Source organism: Comamonas sp. GW821-FHT11H03 (assembly GCF_058807955.1).
In genome coordinates, this window is sequence record NZ_JBXARF010000007.1 from 63107 (window position 1) to 80730 (window position 17624).

Genomic DNA, 17624 nt, shown 5'->3' on the forward strand with positions numbered 1-17624 from the left:
GGCTATGAGGTTTTTCAGCTGTCAGCGCTTACGGGCAAAGCACTGACAGCTATCAAACTTGAGTTTACTTGACCAGCTGGGCCAGATCGCCGGCGGCGTACTTCTTGGCCATTTGCTCCAGGCTGTAGCCCTTGATCTTGCCGCCCTGGCCTTCGCAGCCGAACTCGATGTAGCGGGCCTTGCAGACTTGCTTGGCCGCTTCGCGGGCAGGCTTGAGCCATTCGCGGGCATCGAACTTTTCGGGGTTCTCGGCCAGGAACTTGCGCACCGCGCCGGTCATCGCCAGACGGATGTCGGTGTCGATATTGATCTTGCGCACGCCGTACTTGATGGCTTCCTGGATCTCTTCCACGGGCACGCCGTAGGTTTCCTTCATCTTGCCGCCGTACTGGTTGATGATGGCCAGCAGTTCCTGAGGCACGGAAGAGGAGCCATGCATCACCAGGTGCGTGTTGGGGATGCGGGCGTGGATTTCCTTGACGCGGGAGATCGCCAGGATGTCTCCTGTGGGCTTGCGGCTGAACTTGTAGGCACCGTGGCTGGTGCCGATGGCGATCGCCAGTGCGTCCAGCTGGGTGGCCTTGACGAACACGGCAGCTTCCTCGGGGTCGGTCAGCATCTGGCTGTGGTCCAGCTTGCCTTCGGCGCCGATGCCGTCTTCTTCGCCGGCTTCGCCGGTTTCGAGGTTGCCCAGGCAGCCCAGTTCGCCTTCCACGGTGGCGCCGATCTGGTGGGCCATGGCCACCACCTTCTGGGTCACGTCCACGTTGTAGTCGAAGGACGAAGGCGTCTTGCCGTCGCTCATCAGAGAGCCGTCCATCATCACCGAGCCGAAGCCCAGGTTCAGCGCGCCCTGGCAGACTTCAGGCGTGGTGCCATGGTCCTGGTGCATCACCAGGGGGATGTGGGGATACATCTCGGCAGCCGCCTGGATCAGGTGCTTGATGAAGGGCTCACCGGCGTATTTGCGGGCACCGGCGCTGGCCTGCAGGATCACGGGCGCGCCGACTTCGTCAGCCGCCGACATCACGGCCTGGACCTGCTCCAGGTTGTTCACGTTGAAGGCGGGGATGCCATAGCCGTTTTCAGCAGCATGGTCCAGCATTTCGCGCATCGAGATCAAAGGCATGGTGGGTTCCGTTCAAAGTTTTGAGAGGCAACGCCCCCGGCGATGAATCACTGCAGTGCGCCGCACGACAGCTGTGGCCCGGGGAAAGACCAGCGGCCACGCTTCGTAACCGCTTAGTAACCGGATATTTTAACCGGCTAGCGGTATTTCCATGCGATAGCAGGTGGTGAAGCCTTGCGGTGCCTCGGCCACGATGAAGCGCCCGCCATGGGCCTGCATGACGCGGCTGACGATTTCATGGCCCAGATGCAGACTGTCCACGGGCGGCACATGCACCGGCGCCGCGTCGCGCCTGCCGTCATCGCAGACCTGCACCCACGCCAGCCCCAGGCTCGAATCAAGACCGGCCTGCACCTCGATCTGGGTGCCGCCCGGCGTGTGACGCACGGCGTTTTCCACCAGATTGCGCAGGGCCGAATCGAGCAGCAGCGCATTGCCGCGCACAGGCAGCTCCTGCGGGGCGTCCACGGAGATCATGTCCCCGCGCTGCCAGGCATGCTGAGCCTGTGCCGCCGCCACATCGCGCACCACATCAGCCCAGTTCACGGTCTGCAAAGGCGCATCCAGCATGCCGCGTCCGGCTCTGGCCAGGGTCAGCAACTGATCGAGCACATGGCCGGCATGCAGGGCGTCCTGACCGATGCGCTGCAACGCGGCTTGCATGACAGCCGTATCGGTCTGCCCCCCCGACTTCAGTGCCTGGGCCTGCAAAACGATGGAGGCCAGCGGCGTGCGCAGCTCATGGGCCACTTCATTGGCCAGATTGCGCTCGCGCTCCAAGGCCTCCTGCTGACGGTCGAGCAAGGTGTTGATGGAGCTGACCATAGGCGAGAGCTCGCGCGGCACATGGGCGTCGGACAGGCGCTGGTCACGACTCAGATCCAGCGCCTCCACGCGGTGCGTGAGCTGATTGAGCGGGCGCATGCCGCGGCGCATGGCCACGCCCAGCGCAACCACGATCACGGGAAGCAGCCAGAAGCCCGGCTCTATCATCTGCATGGCAATGTCGTCGGCCAGACTGTCGCGCTCGGCCAGGTCAATCATCACCGCGACCTTGGCTTTTCTGTCTTGACTCCACTGGGTATAGCTGCGCCAGGCCTGGTGTTCATCCGCGCCAATCGTGGCAAAGCCCTGTTCGATGTCGAAGTCAGGCAAGGGGGCTTGACCGGTGCGCGAGATCAGCAGGCCCTGCGCATTCCAGAGCACCACGCTCAGCGACTCCTGATAATCATGGGCACGCAGCCCGGGCGGACGCTGCACCGGTGTCGAATCCCGCACAGGCACATCGTCCTGCACATGCCAGTTCAAGGTCAGTGCGGCCACTCCGGCCAAATGCCCGTCGGTCAGCTCGTCGGCCTCGTGGACTCCGGTCTGGTAGCCCCAGATGACGAAGCTGCCCCAGACCAGCGCCAGCGCGCCCAGCATCCAGGCCAGCAGATTCAGCTGCAGCGAGCTGCGGCGTTTGCCCGTCTGCGGCAGCTCGCTCATTCCTGCTCCTGTGGCATGAAGTAGCCCACGCCGCGCATGGTCACGATGATCTTCTGGCCCAGCTTCTTGCGCAGATGGTGGACATAGACCTCCACGGCATTGCTCTCCACCGTATCGCCCCAGCTGTAGAGATGCTCCTCGATTTGCGGGCGTGAGAGCACCCGCCCGCGCGCCAGCAGCAAGGCCCAGAGCACGGCAAATTCGCGCGGTGAAACCTCCACCTTCTGTCCCGCCTGCCTGATGGTGCGGGCAGCCGGGTCCACCTCCAGATCCGCATGGCGGATCACCGGCGATGCCTGACCGGCCGCGCGGCGCATCATGGCGCGCAAGCGGGCCTCCAGCTCGTCCATGTCAAAAGGTTTGACCAGATAGTCATCGGCGCCCATATTGAGCCCCGCGACCCGGTCCTGCACCTGATCGCGTGCCGTGAGGATCAGCACCGGCGTGGCCGGATCCGGTAGCTGCGGCACGCCGGGCCGACCGCTCTGCTGGCGCAGGCGGCGCACCACCTCGCTGCCATCAGCGTCGGGCAGTCCCAGGTCCAGCAACACGGCATCGAAGCGCTCGGCGCTCAGGGCATGCCAGGCCTCGGCCACGCTGGCGCACACGTCCACCGCATAGCCGCGCTGCATGAGATTGGCTCGCAGCCCTGCTGCAATGCCTTCGTTGTCTTCGACCACCAGAATTCGCATGCACGCATTGTGCGCGGCAATCCGCAATCCGCTCAACTGGCCGGTCAACGCCGATGCCCACCTCCCCTGCTTGCGCATGGGCTTGACATCCGCAAGCGAGCATTTCGCTTTAACATCGGTCACCTTTTATTGCCGCAATCTGCCGCAGCGCCTTCATGTTCTTCTTCGATCCGTTTCTGTTTGCGCTGTTCAATGCCGATGCCCAAACGCACTGGTTCAGCATCCAGCTGGCACGTGCGCTCTCGGCCTGGTTGCCCAATCTCAGCGGCGTTCTGGTTCTGCTGGCCCTGGTGTTCGGCTCACCGGCAACACGCCGCACCATGCTGATGCTGCTGCTGTCCATGGCCACGGCCTGGCTGATCGCCAGACTCATACGCTGGGGCTTCCCGGCTCCGCGTCCGTTCCAGCTCAATCTCGGCACGCTTTGGATTCAGCATGGCGGACGCGCCGGCTTTCCCAGTCTGCATGCCAGCGGAGCCTTTGCCCTGGCCATGGCCCTCAGCCTGGGTGCAACCCGCCACCGCAAGCCGCTGGTCTGGCTGGCCTGGATAGCCGCCATCGGCATCGCCTGGAGCCGTGTCCATCTGGGAGTGCACTTTGCCTCCGATCTGATGGCCGGCGCGCTGGTAGGCATCAGCGGCGCTCTCATCGTCTGGCATATCGCCTTCCAGCTGCGCCGCCGCCGTCATCTGCGCCTCATGCCGCATCTCAAACGCCTGCGCAGCGCCTGGGCGGCCCAGGGTTGAGCACGTTCTTAAGCGCTTGTTAAGAAGCGCTTTCTATCGTGGCGGGCATGAAGTCGTCCGCCCCCTCGACCCCTTACTCTCCTCTTCGCGCAGCCTCCTCTCCAGCCCTTCTGGGCTGGACTGTCATCGCCCTGGCCTGCGTGCTGGCCTGGGACATGAGCGCCCTGGACATGCCCATGGCGTACTGGTTTGGCAACAGCCAGGGCTTTGCCCTGCAAAACGACTGGTTCATGGTCAACATTGCCCATGAAGGCGCGCGCAAGCTGGCCTGGATCATCGTGATGGGGCTGAGCCTGGCGATCTGGTGGCCCGTCGGCTGGCTGCGCAAAGTGCCTTATCCACGCCGGATACAGTTGGTGGTGGGCTCATTGATCGCACTCGTCGTTATGACCCTGATAAAACGCATCAGTGTCACCAGTTGTCCTTGGGATCTCAGCGACTTTGGCGGCGTGGGCCACTATGTCTCTCACTGGGCCTGGGGAGTGACAGACGGTGGCGGCGGTCACTGCTTTCCAGCCGGCCACGCATCGGCAGGTTTTGCCTTCATCAACGGCTACTTTGCGCTGCGCCACGACCTGCCGCGTGCCGCGCGCCTGTGGCTGGCCACGGCCCTGGTGGCCGGTTTTACCCTGGGTCTGGCGCAGCAGATGCGCGGCGCCCACTTCATGAGCCACACCCTGTGGACCGCCTGGCTTTGCTGGACGACCAGCTGGTTTTACGACCTGCTGACCACCCGCCGCCTGGCGCGCCAGGCACCAGCGGATGCCGCCATGTCTCCCGACGAGCTGCTGGCCCGGGACTGAACGCTGCGCACATGCAAAGGTCATTCATGCTGCTTTTCGATGCCCCTGTATTTCACTTTCTGAATGCCAACACCCAGAGCCCGCTGTGGTGGATTCAGGCCTCGCGCTTTGCCTCCAACTGGTTGCCCGGCCTGTGCGCCCTGCCGGTGATTGCTGCCATGCTGGCGCTTGGCAAGGGCTGGCGGCGCAGCCTGCAACTGGCCTTGCTGTCCATGGCATGTGCCTGGCTGGCCTGCCGTCTGATTCGCTGGGGCCTGCCCATGCCCAGACCTGCGCAACTGGGCATGGGCATGCAGTGGATAGCACATGGTGCCAGCGCCAGCTTTCCCAGCATGCACGCCGCCGGCGCCTTTGCCCTGGCTCAGGGCATCAATCTGGGCGTGGGCAGACACCAGCGCTGGCTGGTTGTTGTCGCATGGTTTCTCGCCACCAGCGTGGCGTTGAGCCGCGTGGTGCTGGGCGTGCATTTCCCGTCGGACGTTCTGGCCGGCATGCTGATTGGTGCCGCCAGCGCCGTGCTGGTCTGGCGCAGCGCCCTGCAGATCCAGCAAGCCCGGCGTCGCAAACAGCTCAAGCGCCGCCTGCAACCCCAGGTCACCTGAGGCACGCTACAAAAACAAAAGCTGCCAGCGCTTTGACCATAGCGCTGGCAGCTTTTTTTGAGGCATGCGTCAAGTCAGAGACATCGAGCAAGAGCCGCCTCGCAGCGAAGATGCCGTCCCCCTCGGGGGGAAGCGGCATAGCCGCTCAGGGGGCTTATTCCACCCTGCAGATCTTGAGCATATTGGTACCACCGGGCTGGCCCATGGGCTCGCCGCAGGTGATGGCGTAGACATCGCCGGACTGCACGATGCCGCGGGCCAGCAAATGGCCCTTGGCCTGGTCCAGCGCCATGTCACGCTCGGCGCTGGTATCCATCAGCAAAGGACGCACGTTGCGATACAGCGCCATCTTGCGCTGCGTGGCCAGCTTGGGCGTCAGGGCGTAGATGGGGATATGGATGCGATGACGGCTCATCCACAGCGCAGTCGAGCCGGAGTCCGTCAGCGCCACGATGGCCTTGGCACCCAGGTGATGCGCGGTGAACAGCGCCCCGATGGCGATGGCCTGATCGGTACGCTTGAACTGGCTGTTGCTGAAATCGGCATCCTTGACGCGGTCTTCGGCCGCTTCCGCAGCGGCGCAGATGGCGGCCATTTCACGCACCGTCTCCAGCGGATATTTGCCGGCAGCGGTTTCGGCGCTCAGCATCACGGCATCGGTGCCGTCCAGCACGGCATTGGCCACGTCGCTCACTTCGGCACGGGTGGGCACGGGGTTGGTGATCATGGACTCCATCATCTGGGTCGCGGTGATCACCACCTTGTCCATGTCGCGCGCCATGCGGATCATCTTCTTTTGCAGCGCGGGCACGGCGGCATTGCCCACTTCCACGGCCAGATCGCCACGGGCGACCATGATGCCGTCGGAGACCTTGAGAATCTCTTCCAGACGCGGAATGGCCTCGGCGCGCTCGATCTTGGCGATCAGGCTGGGCTTGTGACCGTACTGGGCAGCGGCCACATTGCACAGCTGGCGTGCCATTTCCATATCGGTGGCGTTCTTGGGGAAGCTCACGGCCACGTAGTCGGCCTGGAAGGACATCGCGGTCTTGATGTCTTCCATGTCCTTGGCGGTCAGTGCGGGAGCCGTCAGGCCGCCACCTTGCTTGTTGATGCCCTTGTTGTTGGACAGCTCGCCACCCAGCTTGACGATGGTGTGCACCTCTTCGCCGCGCACGGCGTCCACGGTCAGCACGATCAGGCCGTCGTTGAGCAGCAGCACGTCGCCGGCCTTCACATCGCGGGGCAGCTCCTTGTAATCAAGGCCCACGCCGTTGATGTCGCCGGGTTCGGTGCGCGATGCGTCGAGCACAAAGCGCTCGCCGGGCTCGAGCATGACCTTGCCCTCGGCAAACTTGCCGACACGGATCTTGGGCCCCTGCAGGTCGGCCATGATGGCCACTTCGCGGCCTGCACGCTGGGCGGCTTCGCGCACCATGGTGGCACGGTCGATATGGTCCTGCGCCTTGCCATGGCTGAAGTTCAGGCGCACGACGTTCACGCCTTCGCGCACCATTTGTTCAAGCAGTTGCGGATCGCTGGAAGCAGGGCCCAGTGTGGCGACGATCTTGGTAGCACGACTCACTTGCATGAAATGTCTCTCTCGCGATGGAATGTAATCGGGTTTCAATTCTGGCACGAATGCGGTTACATGACTGCATCTTGCACAGCGATGCGGCACCAGGCAAGCACGCCCCAGAACAGAAAAAATAGTAGCTGCTTGCGCTTACCCATCATTGATATCAAGGTAAATAATGCTTGAAATGCTTATATATAAATCGCTTGCAGCTATTAATTAAGAAGCACAAGAGGGAAACTCGCGCTGGAACCGACAAGCCTTGTGCAGCGCATCAATGAGCGCGTCGAAACAGTTTTGCCCGGCAGGTTCAAATGTCCGGGCCTCAGATCAGGCCGTGCGAGAGCAGATAGGTCACCACATGCGTGAGCATGGCGGCCTCGAGTCCATAGCGCCAGAACATGATGCCTGCCAGCAGGCCATAGACGCTTTCACACACCAGCAGCTGCAGCACGACAGGCGCCGACAGATCGCCGACCACGGTCCAGTTCAGAAACACCGGAATGCAGCCGGACAACAGGGCGGCCAGTGCGATGGCCGCCCAGCCCAGCCGCCAGTCCGGGCGCTGCCTGCGACTGCCAAAGAGCGTCCACATCAGCCACATCACGCCCGTGAGCATGCCCAGCCTCAGCAGCAGCTCTTCGGTGATCGCGCCGTAGAACAGCTTGGGCCATAGCGGCAGGCCGTAGACCGGGTCCACAAAAGGCATGCTCTCAGGCCAGACCACGGCCAGCGTCACCAGCCAGGCCGCGCCGATCACGCCACCCGCCAGGCCGGGCAGGCTCAGCACACGAATGCCGCGCCAGGGCACGCGCCCCTCGGCCAGGGCATGAATCAAGGGCGCGCTCAGGCCCAGCTTCGGGCCCAGCCGGATCCCGAACCCCACGCTCAGTGCCAGCAGGGCACTCAGCCCCGCCGTCACCACCCAGGTGCCCACGATCTCCGGACCGCCTCCGCTCAGAAAGCTCAGCCAGGCCGGCGGCACCGTCCAGGCCAGCGCCACCACACCAGGCAGACCCAGCAACCACAGCAGCAAGCCCATGCGCGCGGCTGGCAAAGGCCTGGCCGCAGCGCCATGGGACAGGTGGTTGAAGGTCTGCGGCATGCCGAGCTCTGGTTCAAGCCTCTCAGTCACGCATCAACGCTTCGATCTCGTCGGCCTTGACGGGCACGCCGCGCGTGATGAGCTCGCAGCCAGTCTCGGTGACGATGGCATCGTCCTCGATGCGGATACCGATGTTGTGGAACTGCTCGGGCACGCCAGGCGCAGGACGCACATAGATGCCCGGCTCTATCGTCATGACCATGCCGGGGCGCAGGATGCGGCTGGGGCGATTGGCAATGGTTTCGCCCGAGATCGGGTCCTTGCGCTCGCTGACCACGCCCAGCTCGCTGGGCTCCACATAGCTGCCGCAGTCATGCACATCCATGCCCAGCCAGTGGCCGGTGCGGTGCATGTAGAACTGGAAGTAGGCACGCGACTCGATCACATCCTCGGCCGTGCCGTACTTGGTACGGTCCAGCAGTCCCAGGTCCAGCATGCCCTGGGCCAGCACGGCAACAGTGGCGTCATGCGGGTCGTTGAAGCGCTTGCCGGCCCTGGTGACGGCAATCGCCGCTTCCTGGCTGGCCAGCACCAGCTCGTACAGCGCACGCTGCGCTCCGCTGAACTTGCCGTCGGCCGGAAAGGTGCGCGTGATGTCGCTGGCATAGCCGTCCAGTTCGCAGCCTGCGTCGATGAGCACCAGCTCGCCCGCACGCACCGGCGCCTTGTCGGCCTGATAGTGCAGCACGCAGGCGTTGGCGCCGGCAGCCACGATGGAGCCGTAGGCCACGTATTGCGAGCCGTGCTGGCGGAACTCGTGCAGCAGCTCGGCGTCCAGGTGGTATTCGCGCACCTCCTCGCCATTGCGGATCATGCGGGCCGAGCGCTGCATGGCACGCACATGGGCCTGGGCACTGATCTGCGCGGCGCGGCGCATGATGTCCTGCTCATGCTCGTCCTTGAGCAGACGCATCTCGTCCAGCAGCGCACAGGCATCGCCCTGCTGCGTGGGGCAGATCACGCCAAAGCGCGAGCGGGCGCGCACCTGGCTGAGCCAGCCTTCGACCTGTTCGGCCAGACCCTTGTGGGTGGCGAAGGGAAACCAGACACGCTCGCGGTTTTCCAGCAGGCGCGGCAGGCGGGCATCGATCTCGTCGCTGGAGAAGGCCTGATCCATGCCCAGCCTGGCCTTGGCCGCCTCGGGCCCCAGGCGATAGCCGGTCCAGACCTCGCGCTCCAGATCCTTGGACTGGCAGAGCAGCACGCTCTTGCCGTCGCCGGTCAGCACCAGACAGGCATTGGGCTCGCTAAAGCCCGTGAGGTAGTAGAAGTAGCTGTCGTGGCGATACAGATACTCGGTATCGCGGTTGCGATGCAGTTCGGGAGCCGTGGGGATGATGGCGACACCGCCGTCGCCCAACTGGGCGGCCAAGCGTGCGCGGCGTTGGGCATATACAGAAGTCATGGGCATATCGTAATGCTGGCCGGGCATCTGCACATCAGCTTACATCTGCGAATGTCAGCTATTTCGACACAGCCCCGTCTGCGTGCCCGCCCAAAGCGGGACCGTCAGCAGCGCCATCGCGTCACCGGGCACCAGGGCTTCGGGCTGGCTCGCGCGCCAACCCGACCAGAGCAGGCTTGCACCCGACAGGATCAGCAGGCCGCAGACCAGCCATTCCACCAGCCTTCTGGGCCAGGCGGGCGGATGTCTGGCACTCCACCAGGTCACGCCCGTGACGACAGGAAAGGCCAGCGCCGTCCAGCCCATGACCGCCCAGTTCAGCTGCCCCTCCACCGCCACCATGGCAGCGCGCAGCAAGGAGCAGGAGACAAACATGGCAAACAGGCAGTGGCGCACCAGCAGGCGATCCAGCGGCTGGCGGTAGAGGTGATAGACCATGGGCGGGCCGGGCGTGGCAAACAAGCCACCGAGCAGCCCCGAGGACACGCCGGCCACCCACAGGGAGACGGGCCCCGAGGGCCGCTCCAGCGCCTTCTTCTGCATCAGCAGCAACATGGCGCACAGCACGATCACCAGGCCCAGCAGCATGCGCAGGCCATTGAGCGTATTGCCGCTGAGCCAGTGCAGCAGCAGCACCCCGCCGACCACGCCCAGCACGCTGCTGATGAGCATGGGCTTGAGCATGGCCCAGTCCGGCTCGAAGCGGTAGGCGCGCATATAGCTGACGCCGTTGATGATGGACAGCAGACAGGCCACATTGGCCGCATCGGCAATATTCATCAGGCCCGTGGCGCCTGCCACGCCCACAAAGATCAGCCCGAACGCGAAGCCCGTGAGGTTCTGGCAGAACGCGGCCAGCCCCACCAAAGCCATGAAGAAAACGATTTGCATGCACTCACCCGATGACGGCCCCAGGAGAATGCGCACAGATGCATCCGGGAGTGCCTGTCTGAAGAGCGCAGGAGCTTAGCAGACGCTGGCGATGAACTTGTGATGGCAAGTACAGCGAATCAAGTGGCGACATGGCAGAGTGCACAGATCCGGGACAACGAATGCCGCCCGGTCTGAGGGTCTGAGGGTCTGTTTGGGGGCAGATTGCAGCCATGAGCCGGCTCCTCCAACAAAGCAGACCGCCTCGTGCAGCACCCGCTCCCTGCGGTGCACTGCAAAGCGCCATGGCGCCAGCTCTGCGCTCATCGACTCCCTGCGCAGCGGCCCATTCCAGCCCTCTCCCAATCACAATGTTGACGTTTGAATTCGTTTGAATACAATCAATTCAACACATCGGGAAACGTCTCATGCCAGCACCGCCAACCACCATGGAACCGCTATCGGCCCGCATCCCAAGCGACCTCTATCTATGGCTCGCGCAACTGCCGGTCGAGGGGGCCACGACCAATAGCGACAAATTGCGGGTTTTGCTGAGCCGAATCAAACGCCAGCACGACGGAGCAATGGACTATCCCACAGCCCACAGCTGGGCGCGCGATATTGCCGCGCCACTGCGCGATGCGCTGGTAAGCCTTGAAGACAAGACAGGCAAGACCTCGGAAGTTCTCAATCTGCTGCTCGATCACGTCACCGCCAGCCTGGCCATGATCGTGAGCCACACCCCTGCTACCGAAACCGAGGCTGCAGAGCTTGAAGAGCTGTTGGTGCGTCGCCTCTTCGGCCTGAGCTCCAGCCTGCTGCGCCAGGCCACCACCGAGCAGGCTCAGGCCTATGACCCGGCAGTCGTGCGTCGGCATATGGGCACCACCATCGAGCTGGCCAACAATATTCCCAACCCCCTTAAAGGAGCGTGAGATGGTTGATTCTCTGAAGACCCGTGTTGGCCGCATCATCGCGGGCAGCGCCCATGCACTGGTTGATCATCTGGAAAACCAGGCGCCGCAGGCGACGATGGAGCAGACCGTGCGTGAGGTGGACACCATCATCGCCGACGTTCGCCACGAGTTGGGAATCGTCAGCGCCAACCGCCATCTGGCCCAGCAGCAGCACTCCAAACTCAACGGACACCACGCTCAACTGGTGGACCAGGTGCAGCAGGCGCTGTCCCTGGATCGCGATGACCTGGCTCGCGCGGCCATCGCGCGCCAACTGGACATCGAAGCGCAGATCCCGGTACTGGAGACGACATTGGCCGAGCATGCCTACAAGGAGGAAGAGCTCAAAGGCTATGCCGCCGCCTTGCTGGCCAAAAAGCGCGAAATGAGCGAGGCCATCGAGGAGTTCATACGCAGCCGCGCCGCAACGACCTCCGGCACCAAGGCAACGCCGGCCGTGCCCACACAGCAGAGGCTGGAGTCAGCAACCGGCTCTTTCAACCGCCTCTACCAACGTCATACCGGTTTGACTCCCGCTGCGACAGGCTCTGCGCTGGAGCAAGCCAACCAATTGCGTGAACTTGAGGAGCTGGTGCGAACGAACCAGATCAACGAACGCCTGGCACAACTGCGCACCCGCTCATCGTGAATCTGTTCACTGCCCCTGAAACCCTGCCCTTCGGGGTCGCCTTTGCCCTCATCGTGGCAATCGCGCTGATCGAAGGCCTGGGCATGCTGATTGCCATGAGCCCCAGCAACCTGATCGATAACGTGCTGCCAGAAATTCACGGAGATGGCGGGCTCGACCAGATGCTTGGCTGGCTGCATCTGGGCCGCGTTCCGTCTCTGGTGCTGCTGATCCTGTTCCTGGCTGGCTATGCACTGTTCGGCTATGGCCTGCAGATGGTGGCCCATGGACTCATGGGCTCCTATCTGCCCACCTGGGCAGCAAGCTTGCTGGCAGTGCCATCGGGGCTGGCCACGGTACGTGGCCTAGGTGCACTGGTCGCTCACATCATTCCGCAGGACGAAACCAGCATCATCAGCGAGCGATCGCTGGTGGGCCGTACCGGAGTGGTCTCCGGCGGTAGAGCTAGGCGTGGCATGGCCGCTCAGGCGCGCGTGCTGGATGCCCATGGTCGAACGCACTATCTGATGGTAGAGCCAGATATCGACAGTGATGTATTTGAAGAAGGTGTGCAAATCCTGGTGGTGCGCAAGATCGGTGCCATCTATCGCTGCATCGTCAACCCGCATCCATCGATTCTGTGAACCTTTCGACAAGCAAGCAAAAATATTCACAACCATCTCGGGAGAGTTAGCAAATGAACAACCTGATAGACCTGGGCATCCTGACTGCCGTTGTCTTAGTGGCGCTGCTGGCCATCGGCATCATCTTCTCTCGGCTGTACAAGCGTTCGACCAAAGAAATAGCCTTCGTGCGCACAGGCCTGGGCGGGCAGAAAGTCATCATGGATGGCGGCGCCATCGTGCTGCCCGTATTCCATGAGCGCGTGCTGGTCAACATGAACACGCTCAAGCTCGAAGTACAGCGTCGTGAGCGGGAAAGCCTGATCACCAAGGACCGCATGCGTGTGGACGTGACCGCAGCTTTCTTTGTACGGGTCAAGCAGACCGAAGAGGCGGTGAGCATTGCAGCGCAAACGCTGGGCACACGCACCATGAGCCCCGACGAGCTCAAGGCCCTGGTCGAAGACAAATTTGTCGACTCGCTTCGCGCTACTGCCGCCACCATGACCATTCAGGAACTGCAGGACATGCGCAGGGACTTCGTGCAAGCCGTGCAGAACGCAGTGGCCGAAGACCTGGAGAAGAACGGCCTGGAACTGGAATCGGTATCCCTGACAAGCCTGGATCAAACCGACAAGCAGTTCTTCAATCCCAACAACGCTTTCGACGCAGAAGGTCTTACACGCCTGACGGAGCAAACCGAGGCGCGCCGCAAGCAGCGCAACGACGTCGAGCAGGACACAGAAGTGCAGGTGCGCACCAAGAATCTTGATGCCACGCGCCAGAAGCTCACGATCGAGAAAGATCAGGAATTTGCCACGCTTTCCCAACAGCGCGAGATCGAAAACACGCGAGCAGAACAATCTGCCCTGATCGCCACGCAGCAAGCCGAACGCAATCGCGATGCCGAAGGCGCCAAGATCGATGCCGAACGACTGGTCAGCCAGCAACGCATCGAGGCAGAGCGCCAGGTCAGTCAGCAGCGCATCGAGGCTGAACGCGAAATCCGGGCTGCCGAAATCGAGAAAAACCTGGTCATCCAGACCCGTGAAATCGAGCTGGAACGTCACACAGAAACCAAACGTGCCGAGCAGCGCAAGCAAGTCGAGATCGCACGCCAGGACACGCAAATTGCCATCTCGACCAAATCACGCGAACAATCCGATGCCGATGCCGCAGCCAACCTGGCCCGAGCCGACGCGGTCAAGGCCGAGGAAGCCGTCAACACCGCCCGCCAGGTGGCCGTCGCCGAACGCGAAAAAGACATTCAGCTGATCGAGGCCTCCAAAGAGGCCGAACAGAACGCAATTTCCGTCAAGGTTTCAGCAGCCGCCGAAAAAGAGGCGGCCATGGACCGTGCCGAGGCTCTGACCATCGAAGCCCGGGCACGCCAAGCTGCCGCTTTGGCCGAAGCGGAAGGCAAACGTGCGATCAACGAGGCCCTCAACACCTTGTCGGCAGCCCAGGTCGATCTGCAAGTGCGAACCCAGCTGCTGCATCAGTTGCCCCAGATCCTCGCCGAGGCCGTACGCCCGATGGAGAAGATCGATTCCATCCGCATCGTGCAGGTGGGCGGCATGCCCGGCACCGGAGGCTCCGGCCAATCCCATGCCAGCGCGTCTCAGGGCACGTTTCCTGAGCAGGTCATGAACTCGGCGCTGCAATACCAGATCGCAAAACCGATCGTGGATGCAGTAATGAAGGACGCAGGCCTGTCCAACGAAGGCATCACTGGCATGGCTCACAGCCTGGCCGGCATGCTCTCGACGCCGGACAGCAGCGCACTGGCGCAGACAGCACCGGCTTTGGCGGGCAGCGCCCTTGCACCCACCGAAGCCACAGCCATGCCCTCCCGAACCGTGCTGCCCATGAGGCAGATCTGAGAACCCGGCCTGGGGCCCAGGGGCTCATTGATTGAGCTGGGCCAGTCGCTCGGGCGTTCCCACATCGACCCAGCGACCGGTGTAGAGCGAGGCTCCCACCCGGCCTTCTTGCATGGCGCGGCGCAGCAGCGGTGCCAGCGGCTCGCGCAGGCCTTCGGGGTTGCCCGGCTCCACATCGAGCCAGGGCTTCGCAAACAAATCGGCTTTCAGCAGCGCAATCGTGCTGTAGGTATAGCGTGCTCGCCCATCGTCGGCAGGCAGGTCCAGCGCCTTGCCGTCCTCGCTCAGGCCAAAGTCGCCGCGCGGATTGTGGGCAGGATTGGGCACCAGCCACAGGTGGGCCAGTTCATCGCTTTGCGCAAACGCTTGGGCCGCCTTCGCCGCAAAGCTGAAATCCGGCGCATAGACATCGCCTGCGGCCAGCCAGAAAACCCGGTCCAGCTGCGGCAGGGCGCGGCTGATGCCGCCAGCGGTTTCAAAGGCTTTCTCGGGCTCCGCCGAATAGCAGAGCAATAGCTTCGCGCTCGCGCCCCCATCGGGCTGCGGCACAAATTCATCGCCGAAATACGCGGGAATCTGCGCCCCCAGCCAGCCGGTATTGATGACGGCCCGCGGCACGCCGGCAGCAAGCAGCGCCTGCATGTGCAGCTGCAACAGCGGCACGCCCTGCACCTTGAGCAGCGGCTTGGGCGTGACATCGGTCAGCGGCCTCATGCGCTCGCCCCGGCCTGCGGCCAGCAGCATTGCAGGGGGTTGCACCAAAAGGGACGCGGCGTTTTCTACAGTCATTGCAATCAGCGTTTCAACACGGTTTGGGGTGCGCAAGACACCTGTTTCTGGGGTCGTACTGTAGAGCATTGACCCGCATCCCGCCTGCGAAAATTGGGCCTCCATTAAAATGATGGGCTTAGCAGAATTACCCCTCCTTTTCGGAGCGCCCTGATGGCCAACACTCAAAATATGGCGAATGCAATCCGTGCACTCGCAATGGATGCCGTTCAACAAGCCAATTCCGGCCACCCCGGTGCCCCCATGGGCATGGCCGACATGGCCGTAGCGCTGTGGAGCCGCCACCTCCAGCACAACCCCGTGAACCCTCACTGGGCCAATCGCGACCGCTTCATTCTGTCGAACGGTCACGGCTCCATGCTGATCTATGCGCTGCTGCACCTGAGCGGCTACAACCTGCCCATCGAAGAGCTGAAGAACTTCCGTCAGCTGCACAGCAAGACTGCCGGTCACCCCGAAGTGGGCATCACTGTCGGCGTGGAAACCACCACCGGCCCTCTGGGCCAGGGCATCACCAATGCCGTGGGCTTTGCACTGGCTGAAAAGCTGCTGGCTGCCGAGTTCAACAAGGACAAGCACGAGATCGTCGACCACCACACCTATGTGTTCCTGGGCGATGGCTGCCTGATGGAAGGCATCTCGCATGAAGCTGCGGCCCTGGCCGGTGCCTGGAAGCTGAACAAGCTGATCGCCCTGTACGACGACAACGGCATCTCCATCGACGGCAAGGTGACCCCCTGGTTCATCGACAACACGCCCGAGCGTTTTGAAGCCTACGGCTGGAACGTGATCCGCGCCGTGGACGGCCACAATGTGGACGCCCTGGACAAGGCCATTGCCGCCGCCAAGAAGAGCGCCGACAAGCCCACGCTGATCTGCTGCAAGACCCATATCGGCAAGGGCTCGCCCAACCGTCAGGACACGGCCAAGGCCCACGGCGAACCTCTGGGTGCCGAAGAAATCGCGCTGACCCGCGCGGCTCTGGGCTGGACTTACGGCCCCTTCGAGATCCCTGCCGACGTCTACACCGACTGGAACGCCAAGGATCTGGGCACCAAGGCAGAAGCCGCCTGGAACGAAAAGTTCGCCGCCTACACGGCCGCCTTCCCCGAGCAGGCCGCCGAGTTCACCCGCCGCATGGCTGGCGATCTGCCCGCCAACTTCGGTGAAATCGCCGCCAAGATCGCCTCCGACGCCCACGACGCCGGCGCCACCGTGGCTAGCCGCAAGGCCAGCCAGCTGGCTCTGGAAGGCCTGACAGCCGCTCTGCCCGAGCTGCTGGGCGGCTCTGCCGACCTGACCGGCTCCAACCTGACCAACACCAAGTCCACTCCCTCTTTCCGCGTGGACGACAAGGGTGCCGTGGTCAAGACCGAAGAAGGCCAGATCGGCCGCCACATCAACTACGGTGTGCGCGAGTTCGGCATGGCAGCCATCATGAACGGTGTGGCGCTGCACGGCGGCTTCATCCCCTACGGCGGCACCTTCCTGACCTTCTCCGACTACAGCCGCAACGCCATCCGCATGGCGGCCCTGATGAAGCAGCGCGTGATCCATGTCTTCACGCACGACTCCATCGGCCTGGGCGAAGACGGCCCCACCCACCAGTCCATCGAGCACGCAGCCTCCCTGCGCCTGATCCCCGGTCTGGATGTGTGGCGCCCTGCCGACACCACCGAGACCGCCGTGGCCTGGGCCGTGGCCCTGAGCCAGAAGAACAAGCCCACAGCCATGCTGCTGAGCCGCCAGAACCTGGCTTACTCGCCCAAGAGCGAAGACGCTCTGGACGACATCGCCTGCGGCGCCTATGTGCTCTCCGAGCCCAAGGATGTGGGCCTGAAGGGCAAGAAGGCCCAGGCCGTGATCATCGCCACCGGCTCCGAAGTGCAGCTGGCTCTGGCTGCCCAAAAGCAGCTGGCCGAACGCAAGATCGCCGTGCGCGTGGTCTCCATGCCCAGCACAACGACCTTCGACAAGCAGGATGTGAAGTACAAGAAAGCCGTGCTGCCCGCCGGCCTGCCCCGCATCGCCGTGGAAATGGGCGTGACCGACTTCTGGTGGAAGTACGGCTGCGCCGCCGTGGTCGGCATCGACACCTACGGCGAATCCGCTCCCGCAGGCGTGCTGTTCAAGCACTTCGGCTTCACCGCAGAGAATGTGGCCGACACCGTGCAAGTGGCCCTGCAGAACGCTGCCAAGTAAGCGCAAAAGGGGCCTCGTGCCCCTTTTTTCCGGCTGAAGCTTGCTCACCCGCAGTCCTCAGCCATCCGGACCAGGCCCCAGGGTGCCGAGTCCGGGCACAATCCGCTCCGGTTTTTCATTACTCACT

At 63.2% G+C, this 17624-nt stretch carries 16 protein-coding genes; 8 read left to right on the forward strand and 8 right to left on the reverse strand.

What is annotated here, in order from left to right:
* Positions 1-64 precede the first annotated feature (64 nt).
* The 3 genes from fba to AC1RTQ_RS16190 form a co-directional block, all read right to left on the reverse strand.
* On the reverse strand, positions 65-1129 hold the full coding sequence (gene fba / locus AC1RTQ_RS16180; RefSeq protein WP_304351719.1) for a class II fructose-bisphosphate aldolase: 1065 nt from the start codon (positions 1127-1129) through the stop codon (positions 65-67).
* 129 nt (positions 1130-1258) lie between these two features.
* Positions 1259-2617 (reverse strand): histidine kinase dimerization/phospho-acceptor domain-containing protein, encoded by a 1359-nt coding sequence (locus tag AC1RTQ_RS16185; protein ID WP_492877216.1) that lies wholly within the window; start codon positions 2615-2617, stop codon positions 1259-1261.
* Complete coding sequence (locus tag AC1RTQ_RS16190) at positions 2614-3309, reverse strand: response regulator transcription factor (protein ID WP_492877218.1); 696 nt, start codon at positions 3307-3309, stop codon at positions 2614-2616. The genes AC1RTQ_RS16185 and AC1RTQ_RS16190 overlap by 4 nt, the downstream gene beginning before the upstream one ends.
* A 155-nt stretch (positions 3310-3464) precedes the next feature.
* On the opposite strand from AC1RTQ_RS16190, the gene AC1RTQ_RS16195 reads away from it, so the two are divergent.
* From AC1RTQ_RS16195 to AC1RTQ_RS16205, 3 genes are read left to right on the forward strand one after another with little or no spacing between them, the layout of a single operon-like run.
* Positions 3465-4055: a phosphatase PAP2 family protein gene (locus AC1RTQ_RS16195; protein WP_492877220.1), complete on the forward strand. Its 591-nt coding sequence runs from the start codon at positions 3465-3467 to the stop codon at positions 4053-4055.
* Positions 4056-4102: 47 nt separating this feature from the next.
* Complete coding sequence (locus AC1RTQ_RS16200; RefSeq protein WP_492877222.1) at positions 4103-4858, forward strand: phosphatase PAP2 family protein; 756 nt, start codon at positions 4103-4105, stop codon at positions 4856-4858.
* Between the two features lie 26 nt (positions 4859-4884).
* Positions 4885-5460, forward strand: a complete 576-nt coding sequence (locus AC1RTQ_RS16205) for a phosphatase PAP2 family protein (RefSeq protein ID WP_492877224.1) — start codon at positions 4885-4887, stop codon at positions 5458-5460.
* A gap of 154 nt (positions 5461-5614) precedes the next feature.
* Here AC1RTQ_RS16205 and pyk read toward each other — a convergent pair whose 3' ends face one another.
* The 4 genes from pyk to AC1RTQ_RS16225 all read right to left on the reverse strand — a co-directional run bounded on the left by pyk (position 5615) and on the right by AC1RTQ_RS16225 (position 10437).
* Entirely contained in the window at positions 5615-7051 is a 1437-nt protein-coding gene (pyk, locus tag AC1RTQ_RS16210) for a pyruvate kinase (RefSeq protein ID WP_302092496.1), read from the reverse strand.
* Between the two features lie 310 nt (positions 7052-7361).
* Positions 7362-8141, reverse strand: a complete 780-nt coding sequence (locus AC1RTQ_RS16215) for an abortive infection protein (protein WP_302092497.1) — start codon at positions 8139-8141, stop codon at positions 7362-7364.
* 22 nt (positions 8142-8163) lie between these two features.
* A complete protein-coding gene (locus AC1RTQ_RS16220; protein ID WP_492877227.1) occupies positions 8164-9573 on the reverse strand; it encodes an aminopeptidase P N-terminal domain-containing protein in 1410 nt (469 codons plus the stop codon).
* A gap of 27 nt (positions 9574-9600) precedes the next feature.
* Complete coding sequence (locus AC1RTQ_RS16225; protein WP_492877229.1) at positions 9601-10437, reverse strand: TSUP family transporter; 837 nt, start codon at positions 10435-10437, stop codon at positions 9601-9603.
* 407 nt (positions 10438-10844) lie between these two features.
* Between AC1RTQ_RS16225 and AC1RTQ_RS16230 the strand changes: the two genes are divergently transcribed.
* From AC1RTQ_RS16230 to AC1RTQ_RS16245, 4 genes are read left to right on the forward strand one after another with little or no spacing between them, the layout of a single operon-like run.
* Positions 10845-11351 (forward strand): hypothetical protein, encoded by a 507-nt coding sequence (locus tag AC1RTQ_RS16230; RefSeq protein ID WP_302092500.1) that lies wholly within the window; start codon positions 10845-10847, stop codon positions 11349-11351.
* A gap of 1 nt (position 11352) precedes the next feature.
* The gene (locus tag AC1RTQ_RS16235; RefSeq protein ID WP_302092501.1) at positions 11353-12021 is read left to right on the forward strand and encodes a PspA/IM30 family protein; all 669 of its coding nucleotides are present in this window, start codon (positions 11353-11355) and stop codon (positions 12019-12021) included.
* Positions 12018-12644, forward strand: a complete 627-nt coding sequence (locus tag AC1RTQ_RS16240; protein WP_409817405.1) for a YqiJ family protein — start codon at positions 12018-12020, stop codon at positions 12642-12644. The genes AC1RTQ_RS16235 and AC1RTQ_RS16240 overlap by 4 nt, the downstream gene beginning before the upstream one ends.
* A gap of 53 nt (positions 12645-12697) precedes the next feature.
* Positions 12698-14506, forward strand: coding sequence for a flotillin family protein (locus AC1RTQ_RS16245; RefSeq protein WP_492877232.1), 1809 nt, complete (start codon positions 12698-12700; stop codon positions 14504-14506).
* Between the two features lie 24 nt (positions 14507-14530).
* Here AC1RTQ_RS16245 and AC1RTQ_RS16250 read toward each other — a convergent pair whose 3' ends face one another.
* A complete protein-coding gene (locus tag AC1RTQ_RS16250; RefSeq protein ID WP_492877234.1) occupies positions 14531-15295 on the reverse strand; it encodes a nucleotidyltransferase family protein in 765 nt (254 codons plus the stop codon).
* A 153-nt stretch (positions 15296-15448) separates the two neighbouring features.
* Here AC1RTQ_RS16250 and tkt point away from each other — a divergent pair, with 153 nt between their 5' ends.
* Positions 15449-17497, forward strand: a complete 2049-nt coding sequence (gene tkt / locus AC1RTQ_RS16255) for a transketolase (protein WP_302092506.1) — start codon at positions 15449-15451, stop codon at positions 17495-17497.
* The last annotated feature ends 127 nt before the right edge of the window (positions 17498-17624 follow it).

Excerpts from the sequence above, each read along its gene's own strand:
- fba (WP_304351719.1), bottom strand. The coding sequence starts at position 1,129 with ATGCCTTTGATCTCGATGCGCGAAATGCTGGACCATGCTGCTGAAAAC.
- AC1RTQ_RS16185 (WP_492877216.1), bottom strand. The coding sequence starts at position 2,617 with ATGAGCGAGCTGCCGCAGACGGGCAAACGCCGCAGCTCGCTGCAGCTG.
- AC1RTQ_RS16190 (WP_492877218.1), bottom strand. The coding sequence starts at position 3,309 with ATGCGAATTCTGGTGGTCGAAGACAACGAAGGCATTGCAGCAGGGCTG.
- AC1RTQ_RS16195 (WP_492877220.1), top strand. The coding sequence starts at position 3,465 with ATGTTCTTCTTCGATCCGTTTCTGTTTGCGCTGTTCAATGCCGATGCC.
- AC1RTQ_RS16200 (WP_492877222.1), top strand. The coding sequence starts at position 4,103 with ATGAAGTCGTCCGCCCCCTCGACCCCTTACTCTCCTCTTCGCGCAGCC.
- AC1RTQ_RS16205 (WP_492877224.1), top strand. The coding sequence starts at position 4,885 with ATGCTGCTTTTCGATGCCCCTGTATTTCACTTTCTGAATGCCAACACC.
- pyk (WP_302092496.1), bottom strand. The coding sequence starts at position 7,051 with ATGCAAGTGAGTCGTGCTACCAAGATCGTCGCCACACTGGGCCCTGCT.
- AC1RTQ_RS16215 (WP_302092497.1), bottom strand. The coding sequence starts at position 8,141 with ATGCCGCAGACCTTCAACCACCTGTCCCATGGCGCTGCGGCCAGGCCT.
- AC1RTQ_RS16220 (WP_492877227.1), bottom strand. The coding sequence starts at position 9,573 with ATGCCCGGCCAGCATTACGATATGCCCATGACTTCTGTATATGCCCAA.
- AC1RTQ_RS16225 (WP_492877229.1), bottom strand. The coding sequence starts at position 10,437 with ATGCAAATCGTTTTCTTCATGGCTTTGGTGGGGCTGGCCGCGTTCTGC.
- AC1RTQ_RS16230 (WP_302092500.1), top strand. The coding sequence starts at position 10,845 with ATGCCAGCACCGCCAACCACCATGGAACCGCTATCGGCCCGCATCCCA.
- AC1RTQ_RS16235 (WP_302092501.1), top strand. The coding sequence starts at position 11,353 with ATGGTTGATTCTCTGAAGACCCGTGTTGGCCGCATCATCGCGGGCAGC.
- AC1RTQ_RS16245 (WP_492877232.1), top strand. The coding sequence starts at position 12,698 with ATGAACAACCTGATAGACCTGGGCATCCTGACTGCCGTTGTCTTAGTG.
- AC1RTQ_RS16250 (WP_492877234.1), bottom strand. The coding sequence starts at position 15,295 with ATGACTGTAGAAAACGCCGCGTCCCTTTTGGTGCAACCCCCTGCAATG.
- tkt (WP_302092506.1), top strand. The coding sequence starts at position 15,449 with ATGGCCAACACTCAAAATATGGCGAATGCAATCCGTGCACTCGCAATG.